11 protein-coding genes are annotated in these 15,400 nt (G+C 58.5%); 5 read left to right on the forward strand and 6 right to left on the reverse strand.

Features of this window, described 5'->3' with window-relative positions; genetic code table 11:
• The first annotated feature begins 26 nt into the window (after positions 1–26).
• Both VCA57_RS00350 and VCA57_RS00355 read left to right on the forward strand, forming a co-directional pair.
• Positions 27–995, forward strand: coding sequence for an alpha/beta fold hydrolase (locus tag VCA57_RS00350; RefSeq protein WP_411182972.1), 969 nt, complete (start codon positions 27–29; stop codon positions 993–995).
• Positions 996–1,038: 43 nt separating this feature from the next.
• Entirely contained in the window at positions 1,039–1,767 is a 729-nt protein-coding gene (locus VCA57_RS00355; protein ID WP_411182973.1) for a DUF1294 domain-containing protein, read from the forward strand.
• A 4-nt stretch (positions 1,768–1,771) separates the two neighbouring features.
• Here VCA57_RS00355 and VCA57_RS00360 read toward each other — a convergent pair whose 3' ends face one another.
• Positions 1,772–2,671: a LysR substrate-binding domain-containing protein gene (locus tag VCA57_RS00360; protein WP_411182974.1), complete on the reverse strand. Its 900-nt coding sequence runs from the start codon at positions 2,669–2,671 to the stop codon at positions 1,772–1,774.
• Positions 2,672–2,794: 123 nt separating this feature from the next.
• On the opposite strand from VCA57_RS00360, the gene VCA57_RS00365 reads away from it, so the two are divergent.
• Positions 2,795–3,403 (forward strand): FMN-dependent NADH-azoreductase, encoded by a 609-nt coding sequence (locus VCA57_RS00365; RefSeq protein ID WP_411182975.1) that lies wholly within the window; start codon positions 2,795–2,797, stop codon positions 3,401–3,403.
• A gap of 76 nt (positions 3,404–3,479) precedes the next feature.
• Here VCA57_RS00365 and guaD read toward each other — a convergent pair whose 3' ends face one another.
• From guaD to VCA57_RS00390, 5 genes are all read right to left on the reverse strand, one after another.
• Entirely contained in the window at positions 3,480–4,784 is a 1,305-nt protein-coding gene (gene guaD / locus VCA57_RS00370) for a guanine deaminase (protein WP_411182976.1), read from the reverse strand.
• A gap of 46 nt (positions 4,785–4,830) precedes the next feature.
• A complete protein-coding gene (gene xdhC, locus VCA57_RS00375; RefSeq protein WP_411182977.1) occupies positions 4,831–5,682 on the reverse strand; it encodes a xanthine dehydrogenase accessory protein XdhC in 852 nt (283 codons plus the stop codon).
• 2 nt (positions 5,683–5,684) lie between these two features.
• On the reverse strand, positions 5,685–8,093 hold the full coding sequence (gene xdhB / locus VCA57_RS00380) for a xanthine dehydrogenase molybdopterin binding subunit (protein ID WP_411182978.1): 2,409 nt from the start codon (positions 8,091–8,093) through the stop codon (positions 5,685–5,687).
• Positions 8,086–9,525: a xanthine dehydrogenase small subunit gene (xdhA, locus tag VCA57_RS00385; protein ID WP_411182979.1), complete on the reverse strand. Its 1,440-nt coding sequence runs from the start codon at positions 9,523–9,525 to the stop codon at positions 8,086–8,088. The genes xdhB and xdhA overlap by 8 nt, the downstream gene beginning before the upstream one ends.
• Positions 9,526–9,829: 304 nt before the next feature.
• Positions 9,830–10,969 carry an alkane 1-monooxygenase gene (locus tag VCA57_RS00390; RefSeq protein WP_411182980.1) on the reverse strand — a complete coding sequence of 380 codons (1,140 nt, stop codon included), beginning with the start codon at positions 10,967–10,969 and terminating at the stop codon, positions 9,830–9,832.
• Positions 10,970–11,210: 241 nt separating this feature from the next.
• Here VCA57_RS00390 and VCA57_RS00395 point away from each other — a divergent pair, with 241 nt between their 5' ends.
• On the forward strand, positions 11,211–11,870 hold the full coding sequence (locus VCA57_RS00395; protein ID WP_411182981.1) for a GntR family transcriptional regulator: 660 nt from the start codon (positions 11,211–11,213) through the stop codon (positions 11,868–11,870).
• Between the two features lie 12 nt (positions 11,871–11,882).
• A complete protein-coding gene (gene smc / locus VCA57_RS00400) occupies positions 11,883–15,371 on the forward strand; it encodes a chromosome segregation protein SMC (protein ID WP_411182982.1) in 3,489 nt (1,162 codons plus the stop codon).
• Positions 15,372–15,400 lie beyond the last annotated feature (29 nt).

The following is a 15,400-nucleotide window of genomic DNA, read 5'->3' on the forward strand; positions in this document are numbered from 1 at the left end:
AGTGGTGTCGAATAGCGGAGGCAGATATGGATCAGCTTGAGCATCAACTACTTCAGGTCAATGGCATCGACCTGAGCCTATACAGCAGCGGTCCTGAAACGGGGCGAGCTGTCTGGCTACTGCACGGCTTCCCCGAATGCTGGCACTCCTGGCGCGAGCAAATCGCACCATTAGCGGCTGCTGGTTATCGCGTGTTGATCCCGGAAATGCGCGGCTATGGTCAGAGCAGTGCGCCGAGTGACCCCGCTGCGTATGACGTGCTGACCATTTGCGCCGATATCCAAGCCGCCATGGACCAGCTCGGCCAGCATCAGGTGTGTGTGGTCGGCCATGATTGGGGCGCGCCGATTGCCTGGCACCTGGCCTTGCTTGAGCCGCAGCGTGTGCAGGCGGTGGTTGCTATGGCGGTGCCGTTTGGCGGGAGACCCAAACAACCGGCTACAGAGATCATGCGTCAGCTGTATGCCGGACGCTTCCATTACATCCTGCACTTTCAGCAGCCTGGTGTGGCTGAAGCGGAAATGGACGCCGACATTCCACGCACGCTGCGCATGATGATGCACAACACCTCGGCAGCCGTACCCAAGGATTTTTTTCTGCAAGAGAAACCTGCCGGCAGCGGGTTGTTCGATGGCATGCAAGACCCCGGCACGCTACCAGCCTGGTGTGACCACCAGGCATTTGCGCATTACCTACGCACATTTCAGGGGCGCGGTTTCTATGGTGCATTGAATTGGTACCGCAACTTTGAGCGTAACTGGCAGCGTAGCGAGGCTCTGGCTGAGCAGCAGATTGCGCAACCGGCGTTGTTCCTTATCGGTGATCGGGACCCCGTGGGTACGCTGGAGGCCTATACCCTCAAGCAAATGCCTAAACGCGTAACCCAGCTCGAACAGCATGTATTAGAGGATTGCGGGCATTGGATTCAGAACGAGCAGGCTGAGCAGGTTAATAGCGTGCTGCTGGCATTCCTGGGTCGCCATTACCCGGTTTGAACCGCTAAAGTGCGTGCCTTTCTAATCCGTGAGATGGATGGCTATGGAGCAGCGCGGCTTGTTGCGCAATTGGAATGACGACAAGGGCTTTGGTTTTATTCAGCCGGAGCGCGGTGGTGCAGAACTCTTTGCGCACATCTCGGCGATGCGCGGTGATCGCCGCCCAGTAGCCGGGGATCAGGTGATGTATATCGCCGGCATGGATGCCCAGGGGCGACCGCGCGCGGAACATATCCGTTTGGCTGGTGAACTCGCACTTGATCGTCCGGCTATTCGCCGTAAACCCCGCGTCGCGTCCTCCGTTGCCGCGTCAGTAGCCAAGCCAGCAACCAAACCCCGGGCGCGGCAGAAACCTGCACGCGATGGCGGGCCGATTCAACATCTGAGCTTTAAGCTGGTGCTGTTGGCGGCGCTTTGCGCGCTGCCCGTATTGGCCAGTTGGCAGTTGCTTATGCAATTCGGGGCGGTCTGGGGCTTGGTGGTCTATCCGCTGGCCAGTCTGCTCAGCTTTCTGCAGTACTGGCGGGACAAGTCCAGCGCCCAGGCGGGTCGCTGGCGCACCCCGGAAAATATCCTGCATATTGTTGAGCTGCTGGGCGGCTGGCCTGGCGCGCTGGTGGCGCAGCAGTGTTTTCGACACAAGACGCGCAAGCTGTCCTTTCAGTTGGTGTTCTGGCTGATCGTTGCCGCGCATCAAGTGCTGTTGATCGACTGGTTGTTGCTTGATGGGCAGTTGGTGTCGGGCGTGCTACAGCGATTTCTACTTGTGTAAACCGCTATACCGAGTGATCCCAGTGGCTAAAAGCCTCGCTGATGTGCTCTATCCAGGCGCGCACTGCCGGTAGCATGCCGCGGCGATGGGTATAGACCGCCTGCAGGTTACCTGTAGGCAGTGCCCAATCCGGCAGCAAGCGGACGAGCCTGCCGTCATCGAGTTCTTCCAGGCATAAGGGTTCGGGCAGCATCGTGAAGCCCAGCCCGTTCAGCGCGGCGTGTTTACGCACGTTGAAGTCGTCGATGGCCAGGCGCGCTTCCAATACGACTTCCTGCACACGGCCACTGCCATGTTGGAAGCTCAGGTGAATTTTACGGTCGGTTTCCAGGGCACCCAATGCAGGCAGTGCAGAGAGATCGTCTGGCGTTTTGATGCTGGCATCCAGCAGTAAGGCCGGCGCTGCCACCATGAAGGCTTGGGCGGGCAGCAGGCGTCGGGTGATCAGTGTTGGATCTTCATCTTCTGCACTGCGCACGCGTAAGGCGACATCCACGCTTTCGTTGAGTAGATCGATGCGGCGACTGGTTTGAATCAGCTCCAGTTGCACCTTTGGGTAGGCCGCGAGAAAACTCACCACTAGGTCGCTTAGCAGGGCGATGCCGCCTGGCGCGCTGACCCGCAGACGCCCACGTGGCTCGCTGGTTAGGCTGGCCACGGTCTCTTCAGCTTGTTCCGCTTCCTGCAGCATGGCTTGGCAGTGGCGCAGGTAGCGCTCGCCAATGTCAGTCAGCATCAGCTTGCGCGTGGTGCGTTGCAGCAGCCGAGCACCGAGGCGATTCTCCAGCTCGGCAATACGCCGCGATAAGCGTGATTTGGGGATGCCAAGGGTACGTCCGGCTGCGGCAAAGCCGCCAGCCTCGACCACTTTGGCGAAGTAGAACAGGTCGTTAAGATCGTGCATGGGTTTATCGTCCTATCAGTAGAACGAACTATCGCATTTGCGCTGACTAATCGGCTATTGCTTTCATCGATAGTATCTCCAGCATCTTGATCGCCGTGGGGCGATCTCAATTTGGAGATTGTCATGAAATTACTGCACCTTGATTCGAGCATCCTCGGCGACTCGTCTGCTTCTCGCCAACTCAGCCACGCTGTGGTTGAGGCCTGGCAGGCTGCAGCGCCTGAGGCTCAGGTGATTTATCGCGATCTGGCCAGCGATGCATTGAGCCATCTGTCCGCTGCCAGCCTGGCGGCCGGCGGCACCTCAGCCGAACTGCGTAACGCTGCGCAGCAGCATGAAGTCGAACTGGCAGAAGCAACGCTTGCTGAGTTTCTTGATGCTGACGCCATTGTTATTGGTGCACCGATGTACAACTTCACGGTGCCGACTCAGCTCAAGGCTTGGATTGATCGTGTAGCTATTGCCGGCAAGACTTTCGCCTACGACGAGAATGGCCCCAAAGGCCTGGCAGGCGGTAAGAAAGTAGTGATTGTGTCTACAGCCGGTGGTATCCACGCTGGCCAGACAAGCGGGCAGGCGCATGAGGAATATCTGTTGCTGGTACTGCGTTTCCTCGGCATTACTGATATCGAAATCGTGCGTGCCGAAGGTCTTGCGTATGGCGACGAGCCGCGCGCCAATGCAATCAAAGCGGCGCAGGCGCAGATTGCGGAGTTGTTTGCCACTGCGTAACAGCTGCCGCAAATAAAAAGCCCGCTCAAGCAGCGGGCTTTTTTTGGGGTAGAGGCTGCAGATGTCGCGTTACGGGTTAATCGCGGCGATGCACCGACTTGCCGGCAGCGAAGGTTTCTTTGATGGCACGGTCGTCGCCGAGCATGGTCAGGGCAAAGAGTTTTTCGCTCAGTGTTTTCGCCTGTTGCATGCGGTAGCTGATCAGCGGCGTGGCGTTGTAGTCGAGCACGACGAAGTCAGCGTCTTTGCCGGGCAGGAAGTTGCCCAGTTTGTCGTCCAAATAAAGCGCATGGGCTCCGCCGAGGGTGGCCAGGTACAGCGACTTGAACGGGTCGAGCTTCTTGCCTTGTAACTGCATGACCTTGTAGGCCTCGTTCAACGATTGCAGCTGGCTGAAGCTGGTGCCCGCACCGACATCGGTGCCCAGACCAACACGCACGCCATGTGCTTCCAATTTATTCAGATCAAACAGGCCGCTGCCAAGGAACAAGTTGGACGTTGGGCAGAAGGCCACGGCCGAACCGGTTTGCGCCAAGCGCTGGCATTCCTCGTCGCACAGGTGCACGCCGTGGGCGAATACCGAACGTGCGCCGATCAGTTTGAAGTGGTCGTACACATCCAAATAGCCTTTGCGCTCAGGGAACAGTGCCTTGACCCATTCGATTTCCTGGCGGTTTTCGGACAGGTGCGTGTGCATGTACAGATCAGGGTATTCAGCGAAGAGTTTGCCCGCCAACGCCAGCTGCTGCGGGGTGCTGGTCGGGGCAAAACGCGGTGTTACGGCGTAATGCAGGCGGCCTTTGCCATGCCAGCGCTCGATCAGCTCTTTGCTGTCGGCATAGCCTGATTCAGCTGTGTCGGTCAGGTAGTCCGGGGCGTTGCGGTCCATCAGTACCTTGCCGGCGATCATCCGTAGATTCAGCGCCTCGGCCGCTTCGAAGAAGGCGTCCACCGACTGCTTGTGCACGCTGCCGAACACCAGTGCAGTGGTGGTGCCATTGCGCAGCAGTTCTTTGAGGAAAATTCCCGCTACCTCGGCCGCGTGCGCCTTGTCGGCAAACTGCTGTTCAGTCGGGAAGGTGTAGGTATTCAGCCAATCCAGCAGTTGTTCGCCGTAAGAGGCAATCATCCCGGTTTGCGGGAAGTGGATGTGGGTATCGATAAAACCAGGCGTGAGCAGGGCATCCTGATACTCGGTAATTTCTACACCCTTTAGCTCGGCTAAAAGATCGGCAGCATGACCGACACGGACCACCTGACCCTTCTCGATAACCAGCAGGCCATCGGCAAAGTACTCGTAGGATTGCTCAACACCGACTACAGCTGGGTCGGCAATACTGTGCAGGATCGCGGCACGGTAGGCTTTCACTGGGTTGCTCATGTAACGCTTATCTCAATCAATGGGGCAGTTGTGCAGGGCGCACTATTCAGGTTCGGGTGCGGCGCGACACGGGCAGCAGTTTGCTGACAGTGGCTTCGCCCTTGTTGTTTTCCAAACCGCCTTCTTTGCTGCCAAAGGTGGCGTTATAGGTGGCGATCACTTCACCGGCGACAGATACCGCTATTTCCACCGGCAGTTTGCCTTTGACCTCAGCCAAGCCCATCGGGCAGCGCATACGTGCCACCACGGCTGCATCGAAGCCGCGATCACGCAGGCGGTGTTCGAATTTGGCGCGTTTGGTTTGTGAGCCGATTAAGCCGTAGTAAGTGAAATCATTACGTTTGAGGATTGCTGCCGTCAGCTCAAGGTCGAGCGGGTGGTTGTGGGTCATGACGATAAAGTAACTGCCAGTGGGCATACGCTCGACTTCATCAAGCACCTCTTCATTGACCACTTTTTCCACGCCCGCTGGTATCAGCTCTGGGAACTCGCTCTCGCGGGAGTCGATCCAGCGTACTTTGCACGGCAGACTGGCCAGTAGCGGCACTAAAGCGCGGCCCACATGGCCGGCACCGAACACGGCGATCTGTGCTTGCGGTTGGCCCATGGGCTCGAACAGCAGCACGGTGGCACCGCCACAGCACTGGCCGAGGCTAGCACCCAGACTGAAGCGCTCCAGGCGGGTGTTTTGGCTGCGCGTCGCAAGCATCTCGCGGGCTAGTTCCATTGCCTTGTATTCCAGGTGACCACCACCGATGGTTTCGAAGATGCGCTCGGCGGTGACCAGCATTTTCGAGCCGGCATTGCGCGGGGTTGAGCCGCGCTCTTCGATGATGGTCACCAGCACGCAAGGTTGACCCTGTTGCTGAAGTTCGGAGAGGGCGCTGATCCAGCTCATGGTTAGGCCTCCAGAGGGGCAGCAGGTGTTTCAGGCGTGGCCGCTGCCTTGGGGGGTCGCTGCAGTTTTCTCATGTGTTCCACGCCCCACAGCACGCGTTCCGGCGTGGCTGGCGCATCGATATTTGGCTGCACGCGGTAGTCCGCAAGGCTGGCCACTGCATCTTTGATCGCACACCACGCGGCGATGCCGAGCATAAAGGGTGGTTCGCCGACAGCTTTGGAGTGGAATACGGTGTCTTCCGGGTTCTTGCGGTTTTCCACCAAGTGGACCCTTAGATCCAACGGCATGTCGGCGATGGCCGGGATTTTGTAGCTGGCCGGGCTGTTGGTCAGCAGCTTGCCTTTGTCGCTCCACACCAGCTCTTCCGTGGTCAGCCAGCCCATGCCCTGAACGAACGCGCCTTCGACCTGACCGATGTCGATGGCCGGGTTTAGCGAGGCGCCGACGTCATGCAGGATGTCGGTACGCAGCATCTTGTACTCGCCGGTCAGGGTGTCGACGATCACTTCGCAGCAGGCTGCGCCATAGGCAAAGTAGTAGAACGGCCGGCCGGCAGCTTTATCGCGGTCGTAGAAGATCTTCGGTGTGCGGTAAAAACCGGTACTGGAGAGCGAGACTTGGCCAACATAGGCTTTTTCAATCACCTCTTCGAAGCTCAGGAACTGATCGCGCACGCGCACCTGGCCATTACGGAACTCAACGTCTTCCGGGGTGACGCTGTACTCGCGCGCGAGGAAGTCGATCAGGCGCTGCTTGAGGGTTTCGGCGGCGTTTTGCGCGGCTTTGCCGTTGAGATCAGCGCCGCTGGAGGCGGCGGTTGGTGAGGTGTTGGGCACCTTGTCGGTGTTGGTCGCGGTGATCTGGATGCGCGCAATATCCACCTGCAACACCTCGGCAACGATCTGCGCGACCTTGGTGTTGAGGCCTTGGCCCATCTCGGTGCCGCCGTGGTTGAGGTGGATCGAACCATCGGTGTAGATATGAATCAGCGCCCCAGCCTGGTTGAGAAACGACGAGGTAAAGCTGATGCCGAACTTAACCGGCGTCAGCGCCAGGCCTTTTTTCAGTACCGGGCTTTTTTGGTTGAATTCAATAATTTCACGGCGGCGTTTGGCGTAGTCACTGCTGGCTTCCAGCTCGGCGGTCATCTCGTGGATAACGTTGTGTTCGACGGTCTGGTGGTAATGGGTGACGTTGCGCTCGGTCTTGCCGTAATAGTTGGTTTTGCGCACCTCTAGCGGGTCTTTACCCAAGCTGCGGGCCACTGCATCCATGATCTCTTCGATGGCGAGCATGCCTTGCGGGCCACCGAAGCCGCGGTAGGCTGTGTTCGAGGCGATGTTGGTTTTGCAGCGGTGGCCGTTGATGGTGGCGTTACCGAGGTAGTAGGCGTTGTCAGCGTGGAACATCGCCCGGTCGACGATTGCGCCGGACAGATCCGGCGAATAGCCGCAGTTGCCGGCCAGTTCGATTTCGATGCCGTGCAGCAGGCCATTGTCGTCAAAGCCGACGTCGTACTCGACGTAGAACGGATGGCGCTTGCCGGTCATCTGCATGTCCTCAACGCGCGGCAGGCGCATTTTCGTCGGCCGGCCGGTGAGGTGCGCGATCACCGCGCAGAGGCACGCCGGGCCTGCGGCCTGGGTTTCCTTGCCGCCGAAACCGCCGCCCATACGGCGCATATCGATAACAATTTTGTGCATCGGCACGCCAAGAACTTCGGCCACCAGCTTCTGCACTTCGGTGGCGTTTTGCGTCGAGCTGTAGACGAGCATGCCGCCATCTTCAGTGGGCATTACCGAGGAAACCTGGGTTTCCAGGTAGAAGTGCTCCTGGCCGCCGATGTGCAGGCTGCCTTGCAGCCGGCGCGGTGCCGTGGCTAGTGCGGCGCTGGAGTTGCCAATCTTGTGCTGATGGCTGTCGAGAACGAAGTGCTTCTGGCGCAGCGCCTCGACCACATCGAGTACCGGCTCAAGGTCCTCGTACTCGATGACCGCTGCCATGGCGGCTTTGCGGGCGGCTTCCAGGCTGTTGGCCGCGACGGCGATAACCACCTGGCCGACGTATTCGACCTTGCCGTCTGCCAGCAACGGATCGCCAGCAAACACCGGGCCGATATCCAGTTGGCCGGGAACATCCTTGCTGGTGATGGCAATGGCCACGCCAGGAATGGTGTAGCAGGGCGCGGTGTCGATGCGGATGATGCGTGCGTGGGCACGGTCGCTTAGGCGCGCATAGACGTGCAGCTGGTTAGGGAATTCCAGGCGGTCATCGACGTAGATGGCTTCGCCGCTGACATGCTTTTCGGCGCTCTCATGCTTGACGCTGCGGCCGACGCCAGTGGTGATGTCGGCGCGGAACAGTTCGGCCAGCTCAGCCTGGCTTTTAACGACATGGCGGTTAGACATAGGCGGTCACCCGGGTTTCGATGTCGGGAGTTTGTAGCTCAAGGAAGCATTTACGCAGCAGATTTTGGGCGATGAACAAGCGGTATTCCTTGCTGGCGCGAAAGTCGCTGAGCGGGGTGAAGTCTTCCGCCAGGGCCGTGCAGGCGTGCTCGACCAGCTCGGCGGTCAACGCTGAGCCATGTAGTGCGGCCTCGCAAGCAGCGGCACGTTTGGGTATACCCGCCATACCGCCAAAGGCCACGCGTGCGCTCTGCACCACGCCATCTTCGATCAGCAGGTTGAAGGCGGCGCAAACTGCGGAAATATCATCATCCAGGCGTTTGGAGACCTTGTAGGCGCGAAATGTTTGATTCGCCCGAGGGCGCGGCACGATGACCTTCTCGATAAATTCGGCTTCCTGGCGGGCCGTCACCTTGTAGTCGAGGAAGTACTCTTCAATCGGCAGGGTGCGGGTTGTACTGCCTTTGCGCAGGATTATTTGCGCGCCAAGGGCGATCAGCAGCGGCGGGGTATCACCAATCGGCGAGGCGTTGCCGATGTTGCCGCCCAGGGTGCCCTGGTTGCGGATCTGCAAGGAGGCGAAGCGCTGTAGCAGTTCGCCGAAGTCCGGGTAGTTCTGGGCCAGCGCTTGATAGCAGTCGGACAACGCGGTGGCAGCGCCGATTTCGATGCTACTTTCGGTCACTTCGACGCGCTTCATCGCTTCGATATGGCCGACGTAGATCATTACCGGTAACTCTCGGTGGAATTGGGTGACTTCCAAAGCCAGGTCAGTGCCGCCAGCCAGCAGGCGCGCGTCGGGGTTGGCCGCATAGATATCGGCTAGGTCCGCCACGGTCAGCGGTAGCAGGCAGCGCTTGTCAGCGTTGCCGAGTTCGGCGGTGGCACGCGGGATGATGGCTTGCAGTTGCGCGACGGTTTGCGCCTCAAAGGCGTCGAACTGGTCTGGTTGCTGCTGGCAGCACGCTTGTTCGGCAGCGTCGATGATGGGGCGGTAGCCGGTACAGCGGCAAAGGTTGCCGGCCAGCGCTTCCAGGGTGTCGGCTTTGTTGAAGCCGGTCTGGTTCTTTTGCAACGCAAACAGCGACATCACAAAGCCAGGGGTGCAGAAACCACATTGCGAGCCATGGCAGTCGACCATGGCCTGTTGCACGCTGTGCAGTTGGCCCTGGTGTTTGAGGTCTTCAACGGTGATCAGTTGTTTGCCGTGCAAGGCGGAAACAAAGGTTAGGCATGAGTTGAGGCTGCGATAACGCACACGCTCACCCACTAATTCACCGACGACAACCGTGCAGGCGCCACAGTCGCCAGAGGCGCAGCCTTCTTTGCTTGCAGATTTGCCGAGGTGTTCGCGCAGGTAGTTGAGCACGGTGACATTTGGGTCGAGGGCGTACTCAGTTCGCAGCTCCCGGTTGAGTAAAAACTGGATCAAGGACGACCTCCAGGCACTTTATTTTTCTCGTTCAGGCTCTGCTCAAACACCGGTGCTAGGCACGCACAGCGTTTCCATGTGGGACGCGCAAATCTAGATTTTTCTGACTTTTGGGTCAATAAATATTTAACCATTCAACTCAGTGATTGTTGCAAGGCGTAGCTAATCGCGGCAACGCCCGATATTCGGCTAAACCGCTAGCCGCTTTTGTGCCAAGCACGACCTCTGCTGAGTAAACGTACCAGCAATAAAAAACGCCAAGGGTACTGCCCTTGGCGTTCTTTATCAGTGCACTAAGTGGCGCTTAGCTATGTGTCAATTGTGAGTCGGTCAGTTGGTGCTCTTCGCCGGCGTAATAAGCGCGCACTCGCGGGTTCATCACTGCTCGCCATAGGGGCGGGAAAAGCGCCAGGACGATCATCCCTGCGTAGCCGTTGGGCAATTGCGGGCTGTCTTCGAAATGGCGCAGCACCTGATAGCGACGTTTGGCTGAGGCGTGATGGTCAGAGTGGCGCTGCAGGTGGAAGAGGAACAGGTTGGTCAGCAGAAAATTGCTGTTCCACGAGTGCGTCGGGTTGGTGCGCTCATAGCGGCCACTCTCCAGCTTGCGCCGATGTAGGCCGTAATGTTCCACATAGTTGACGATTTCCAGCAAGGTGAAGGCGACCACTGATTGCGCAATAAAGAACAGCGCACCGAGCCAGCCGAGTGCCAGGCTGAAGCCAAGCAGAAACAGTCCGCTGACGGCGTACCAGCCAATCAGCTCATTACGCCAATGCAGGGACGGCAAGTTTTTGCGTTTCAGCCGCTCGGCTTCCAGTCTCCAAGCGTTGAGGAAATTGTGCACATAGGCATGTGGCAGGAAGGCGTAGAGGCTCTGGCCGTAGCGCGAAGAGCTGGCATCCTCAGGGGTCGATACATGCACGTGATGGCCGCGCACATGTTCAATCTTGAAGCCGCCATAGCACACAGCAGCCAGTAATAGGCCGCCGGCATTCTGCTCCAACTGTGGGTCCTTGTGAATGAACTCATGGGCTACGGTGATGCCAATCGCGCCGGTAACGGTACCGACCGAGAGCACCCAGCCCAGTTGGCCGAGCCAACTCCAGGCCTCATGGTGGACGAAGACCCAGCCGGACCAGCCAAGCATGCTCAACAGTGCCGGTACGGTAGCCAGGCTTAGTAGGCGGTAGTAACCCTGCTGTTCCATCTGCGGCACCTGAATGGCTTCATCAGGGTTGGCAGGATCACGGCCGACAATGAAATCCAATAGAGGAATGATCCCGAATACTGTTAGGACTACTAGCCATGGCCAAGCATCGGCGTATTGGCTGTTCAGTGACCAGTAGTAGCTCAAGGGAATACCCAGAACGGGAATCAACCAGAACCAGTAGCCGATGCTTTTGATAACAAGCATCCAGTTGGAGGGTAGGCGTTCGAACATGGTGGCTCCGTCCTTTTTATTGTTGGAGTAGGGGTGCCGCTAGATTGTAGGACAATCAGCTTTCGTGCCCAGCCCTTGGCAGCCCTCCTTTTGGTTTGAAAGCAGGGCGGCGATGGCCTTGGCCCGGTAACACCCTGTGTTACACTCGCGCCGGCGCTCGACAGCTCAGGCCAAGCCTGGCGAGGGTTTAGCCGCTTTAAGCCTCCCTCCCCAATAGGTCAGATAGAGCCTAAGGATCATCATGACGTTCAAGGCACCGGATAGCCTCGCAGAGCAGATCGCCCATCACCTTGCCGAGCGCATCATTCGTGGTGAGTTGAAAGCTCGTGAGCGGATTCAGGAGCAGAAGGTCACCCAGGCGTTGAATGTCAGCCGAGGGTCTGTGCGTGAGGCGTTGTTGATTCTTGAGCGTCGCCACCTGATCGTGATCCCGCCGCGCTGTGGTGCTCAGGTGGCCGAGCTGACGCCGCACAACGTCAAGAGTCTTTACGCTCTGGTCATGGAGCTCTACATCCTGCTGGGTAAAGCGGTGGCTGATAGCTGGCAAGTCGAGGCCGATCTCGGGCCCTTCCTGGTGATTCAGCAACGCCTGCAGGACAGCCTGCAGCGTGAAGACATCAACAGCTTTGTAGAAAGTAGCTTCGATATCATGCGTGCTGCGTTCCCGTTCGCGAATAACCCCTATTTGCAGGAAACGGTGGAGAACTTGCTGCCAGCCATCAGCCGCACCTACCACCTGGCGCTGGAGCGACGCAAAGGTGAAATGGGTCAGTTTCTCAATACCTTCGCAGCCTTACTGCAAGCGATTATTGCCCGTGATCACCAGGCCGTGCGCGAGGCATTGCAGGGCTACGGTGAACACAATTGCCAGCTGGTGCTGGCAGCACTGGCCGAGTCCTAAGGAAGACCGTTTATGCGGCTAAAGTGCATCAAACTGGCCGGTTTCAAGTCCTTTGTTGACCCGACCACCGTGACCTTCCCCAGTAATATGGCGGCGGTAGTTGGGCCTAACGGCTGTGGCAAGTCGAACATTATCGACGCCGTACGTTGGGTGATGGGCGAGAGCTCGGCGAAGAACCTGCGTGGCGAGTCGATGACCGACGTCATCTTCAACGGCTCAAATACCCGTAAACCGGTGACCCAGGCCTCTATCGAGCTGATCTTCGACAACTCCGACGGCACCCTGACGGGTGAGTATGCCGGCTACAACGAAATATCGATCCGCCGCCGGGTCACCCGCGACAGCCAGAACACCTACTTCCTTAACGGCACCAAATGCCGTCGCCGCGATATCACCGATATCTTCCTCGGCACCGGCCTGGGGCCACGCAGCTACTCGATCATTGAGCAGGGCATGATCAGCAAGCTGATCGAGGCCAAGCCAGAAGACCTGCGTAACTTTATTGAGGAAGCGGCCGGTATCTCCAAGTACAAGGAGCGCCGCCGCGAAACCGAGAACCGCATTCGCCGTACCCATGAGAATTTGGCGCGCCTGACCGACCTGCGTGAAGAGTTGGAGCGTCAGTTAGATCGCCTGCATCGCCAGGCTCAGTCGGCGGAGAAGTATCAGGAATACAAAGCCGAAGAGCGCCAGCTCAAGGCCCAGCTCACCGCCTTGCGTTGGCAGGCATTGAATGAGCAGGTTGGTAGCCGCGAGGCGGTAATCAGCAACCAGGAAGTCAGCTTCGAAGCGCTGATAGCCGAGCAGCGCAATGCTGATGCCAGTATTGAGCGCCTGCGTGATGGTCACCATGAGTTGAGTGAACGTTTCAACTTGGTGCAGGGGCGCTTCTATTCGGTGGGCGGCGATATCGCCCGCATCGAACAGAGCATTCAGCATGGTCAGCAGCGGTTGCGCCAATTGCAGGACGACCTCAACGAAGCTGAGCGAGCCCGCCTGGAAACCGAGTCGCACCTGGGCCATGACCGCACGTTACTGGCAACCCTTGGCGAAGAGCTGGAAATGCTCCTGCCTGAACAGGAACTGACGGCCGCCGCGGCAGAAGAGTCTGCCGCGGGGTTGGAAGAGTCTGAAGAAGCCATGCAGGGTTGGCAGGATCAGTGGGACAGCTTTAACCAGCGTAGCGCCGAACCACGGCGTCAGGCGGAAGTACAGCAGTCGCGCATCGCCCAGTTGGAGCAGAGCCTGGAGCGTCTGGCCGAGCGCCAGCGGCGTTTGACCGATGAGCTGCAACAACTGGCAGCTGACCCGGAAGATGCTGCGATTATCGAGTTGGGCGAGCAGATCGCCGCCAGTGAAATCAGTCTGGAAGACTTGCAGTTAGAAGAAGAGCAGCAAGCCGAGCGTCTGCAGCAGCTGCGCAATGACTTGCAGCACAGCGGTCAGGCCCAGCAGCAAGCGCAAGGCGAATTGCAACGGTTGAATGGCCGGCTGGCTTCGCTGGAAGCGCTGCAGCAAGCCGCACTCGATCCCGGTAAAGGCACCAGCGAATGGTTGCGCGAGCAGCAGCTTAATGAGCGCCCACGCCTGGCTGAGGGCCTGCGTGTTGAAACCGGCTGGGAACTGGCCGTTGAAACCGTGCTGGGTGCCGATCTGCAGGCCGTACTGCTGGATGATTTTCAGAACCTAGATTTTTCCGGCCTGACCCAGGGCGATCTGCGCCTGGCCAGCCCGAGTAAGGGCTGTGCGCGGGTTGCCGGCAGCCTGCTGGATAAAGTTGAAGCCAGCGTCGATCTGGCGCCCTGGCTAGCCAAGGTTAAACCGGTACAGAGCCTGGATGATGCGCTGGCCGCACGCCTGAGTTTGGCTGAAGGCGAAAGTCTGATCAGCCGTGACGGCTACTGGGTCGGTCGGCACTTCCTGCGTGTGCGCCGGGCCAGCGAAGCAGAAAGCGGCCTGCTGGCCCGTGGTCAGGAAATCGAACGGCTAAGCCTGGAGCGCGATGAGCGCGAAGCCGCGCTGGCTGTGCTTGACGAGCGTTTGCTGCAACTGCGTGAAAGCCAGCGCAGCCAGGAAGAGCAACGCGAGCAACAACGCCGCGAGGCGCAAGATCAGGCGCGCCGCTTGGGTGAACTGAAAGCGCAGCTATCTGCCGGGCAAGCCAAGGTTGAACAACTGATTTTGCGCCGCACGCGTCTGGACAGTGAATTGCTGGAGCTGGCCGAGCAGCGCGAAATCGAACACGAGCAACTGGGCGAGTCGCGCTTGCAATTGCAGGATGCCTTGGATGCTATGGCTAATGACAACGAGCAGCGTGAAAGCCTACTGGCCAGTCGCGACAGCTTGCGCGAACGTCTGGATCGCGTGCGTCAGGAGGCGCGTCAGCATAAAGATCACGCGCACCAATTGGCCGTGCGCCTGGGCTCGCTGAAAGCCCAGCATGACTCCACAAGGCAAGCCCTGGAGCGCCTGGAGCTGCAAGCAGAGCGTCTGCATGAGAAACGCGAGCAACTCAACCTCAACCTGGAGGAGGGCGAAGCACCGCTGGAAGAGCTGCGCATGAAGCTCGAAGAGCAGCTTGATAAGCGCATGGCCGTGGAAGATGAGCTCAAACTGGCACGACTGGCTCTTGAAGATGCCGACCGCGAACTGCGTGACGCGGAAAAGCGCCGCACTCAAGCCGAACAGCAAGCGCAATTACTGCGCGGTCAATTAGAGCAGCAACGTATGGACTGGCAGTCGCTGACCGTAAGACGTACAGCCTTGCAGGAGCAATTGCTGGAAGACAATTACGACCTGCATGGTGTGCTCGCCAGCCTGCCGGCTGAGGCCAATGAGAAGACCTGGGAAGACGAGCTGGAGCGCCTGGCTGCGCGTATTCAGCGCCTTGGGCCGATCAACTTGGCGGCAATTGACGAATACCAGCAGCAGTCCGAACGCAAGCGTTATCTGGATGCGCAGAACGCCGATTTGGTGGAGGCGCTGGATACCCTGGAAAATGTCATTCGCAAGATCGACAAAGAAACCCGTAATCGCTTTAAGGAAACCTTCGACCAGATTAACGCTGGCCTGCAGGCTTTATTCCCGAAAGTTTTCGGTGGCGGTAACGCCTACCTGGAACTGACCGGCGAAGACTTGTTGGATACCGGCGTAACGATCATGGCGCGTCCGCCGGGCAAAAAGAACAGCACCATTCACCTACTTTCGGGCGGTGAAAAGGCGCTTACCGCGCTGGCATTAGTGTTTGCCATCTTCAAACTCAACCCCGCACCGTTTTGCATGCTCGATGAAGTAGATGCGCCGCTTGATGACGCCAACGTCGGGCGTTATGCACGGTTGGTAAAGGAAATGTCAGAAACTGTGCAGTTCATCTATATCACCCACAATAAGATCGCCATGGAAATGGCTGATCAGTTGATGGGCGTTACCATGCACGAGCCGGGTTGTTCACGTTTGGTTGCCGTGGATGTGGAACAAGCGCTGGCATTGGTTGACTCATAAGAAGCGCAGGGCGGTGTAAAGTTATCTTT

Source organism: Pseudomonas sp., from assembly GCF_046581935.1.
Classification (GTDB): Bacteria; Pseudomonadota; Gammaproteobacteria; order Pseudomonadales; family Pseudomonadaceae; genus Aquipseudomonas.

Coding starts and splice junctions, on each gene's coding strand:
- VCA57_RS00360 (WP_411182974.1), bottom strand. CDS start 2,671: ATGCACGATCTTAACGACCTGTTCTACTTCGCCAAAGTGGTCGAGGCT.
- VCA57_RS00395 (WP_411182981.1), top strand. CDS start 11,211: ATGACGTTCAAGGCACCGGATAGCCTCGCAGAGCAGATCGCCCATCAC.
- VCA57_RS00355 (WP_411182973.1), top strand. CDS start 1,039: ATGGAGCAGCGCGGCTTGTTGCGCAATTGGAATGACGACAAGGGCTTT.
- xdhB (WP_411182978.1), bottom strand. CDS start 8,093: ATGTCTAACCGCCATGTCGTTAAAAGCCAGGCTGAGCTGGCCGAACTG.
- guaD (WP_411182976.1), bottom strand. CDS start 4,784: ATGAGCAACCCAGTGAAAGCCTACCGTGCCGCGATCCTGCACAGTATT.
- VCA57_RS00390 (WP_411182980.1), bottom strand. CDS start 10,969: ATGTTCGAACGCCTACCCTCCAACTGGATGCTTGTTATCAAAAGCATC.
- VCA57_RS00350 (WP_411182972.1), top strand. CDS start 27: ATGGATCAGCTTGAGCATCAACTACTTCAGGTCAATGGCATCGACCTG.
- VCA57_RS00365 (WP_411182975.1), top strand. CDS start 2,795: ATGAAATTACTGCACCTTGATTCGAGCATCCTCGGCGACTCGTCTGCT.
- smc (WP_411182982.1), top strand. CDS start 11,883: ATGCGGCTAAAGTGCATCAAACTGGCCGGTTTCAAGTCCTTTGTTGAC.
- xdhC (WP_411182977.1), bottom strand. CDS start 5,682: ATGAGCTGGATCAGCGCCCTCTCCGAACTTCAGCAACAGGGTCAACCT.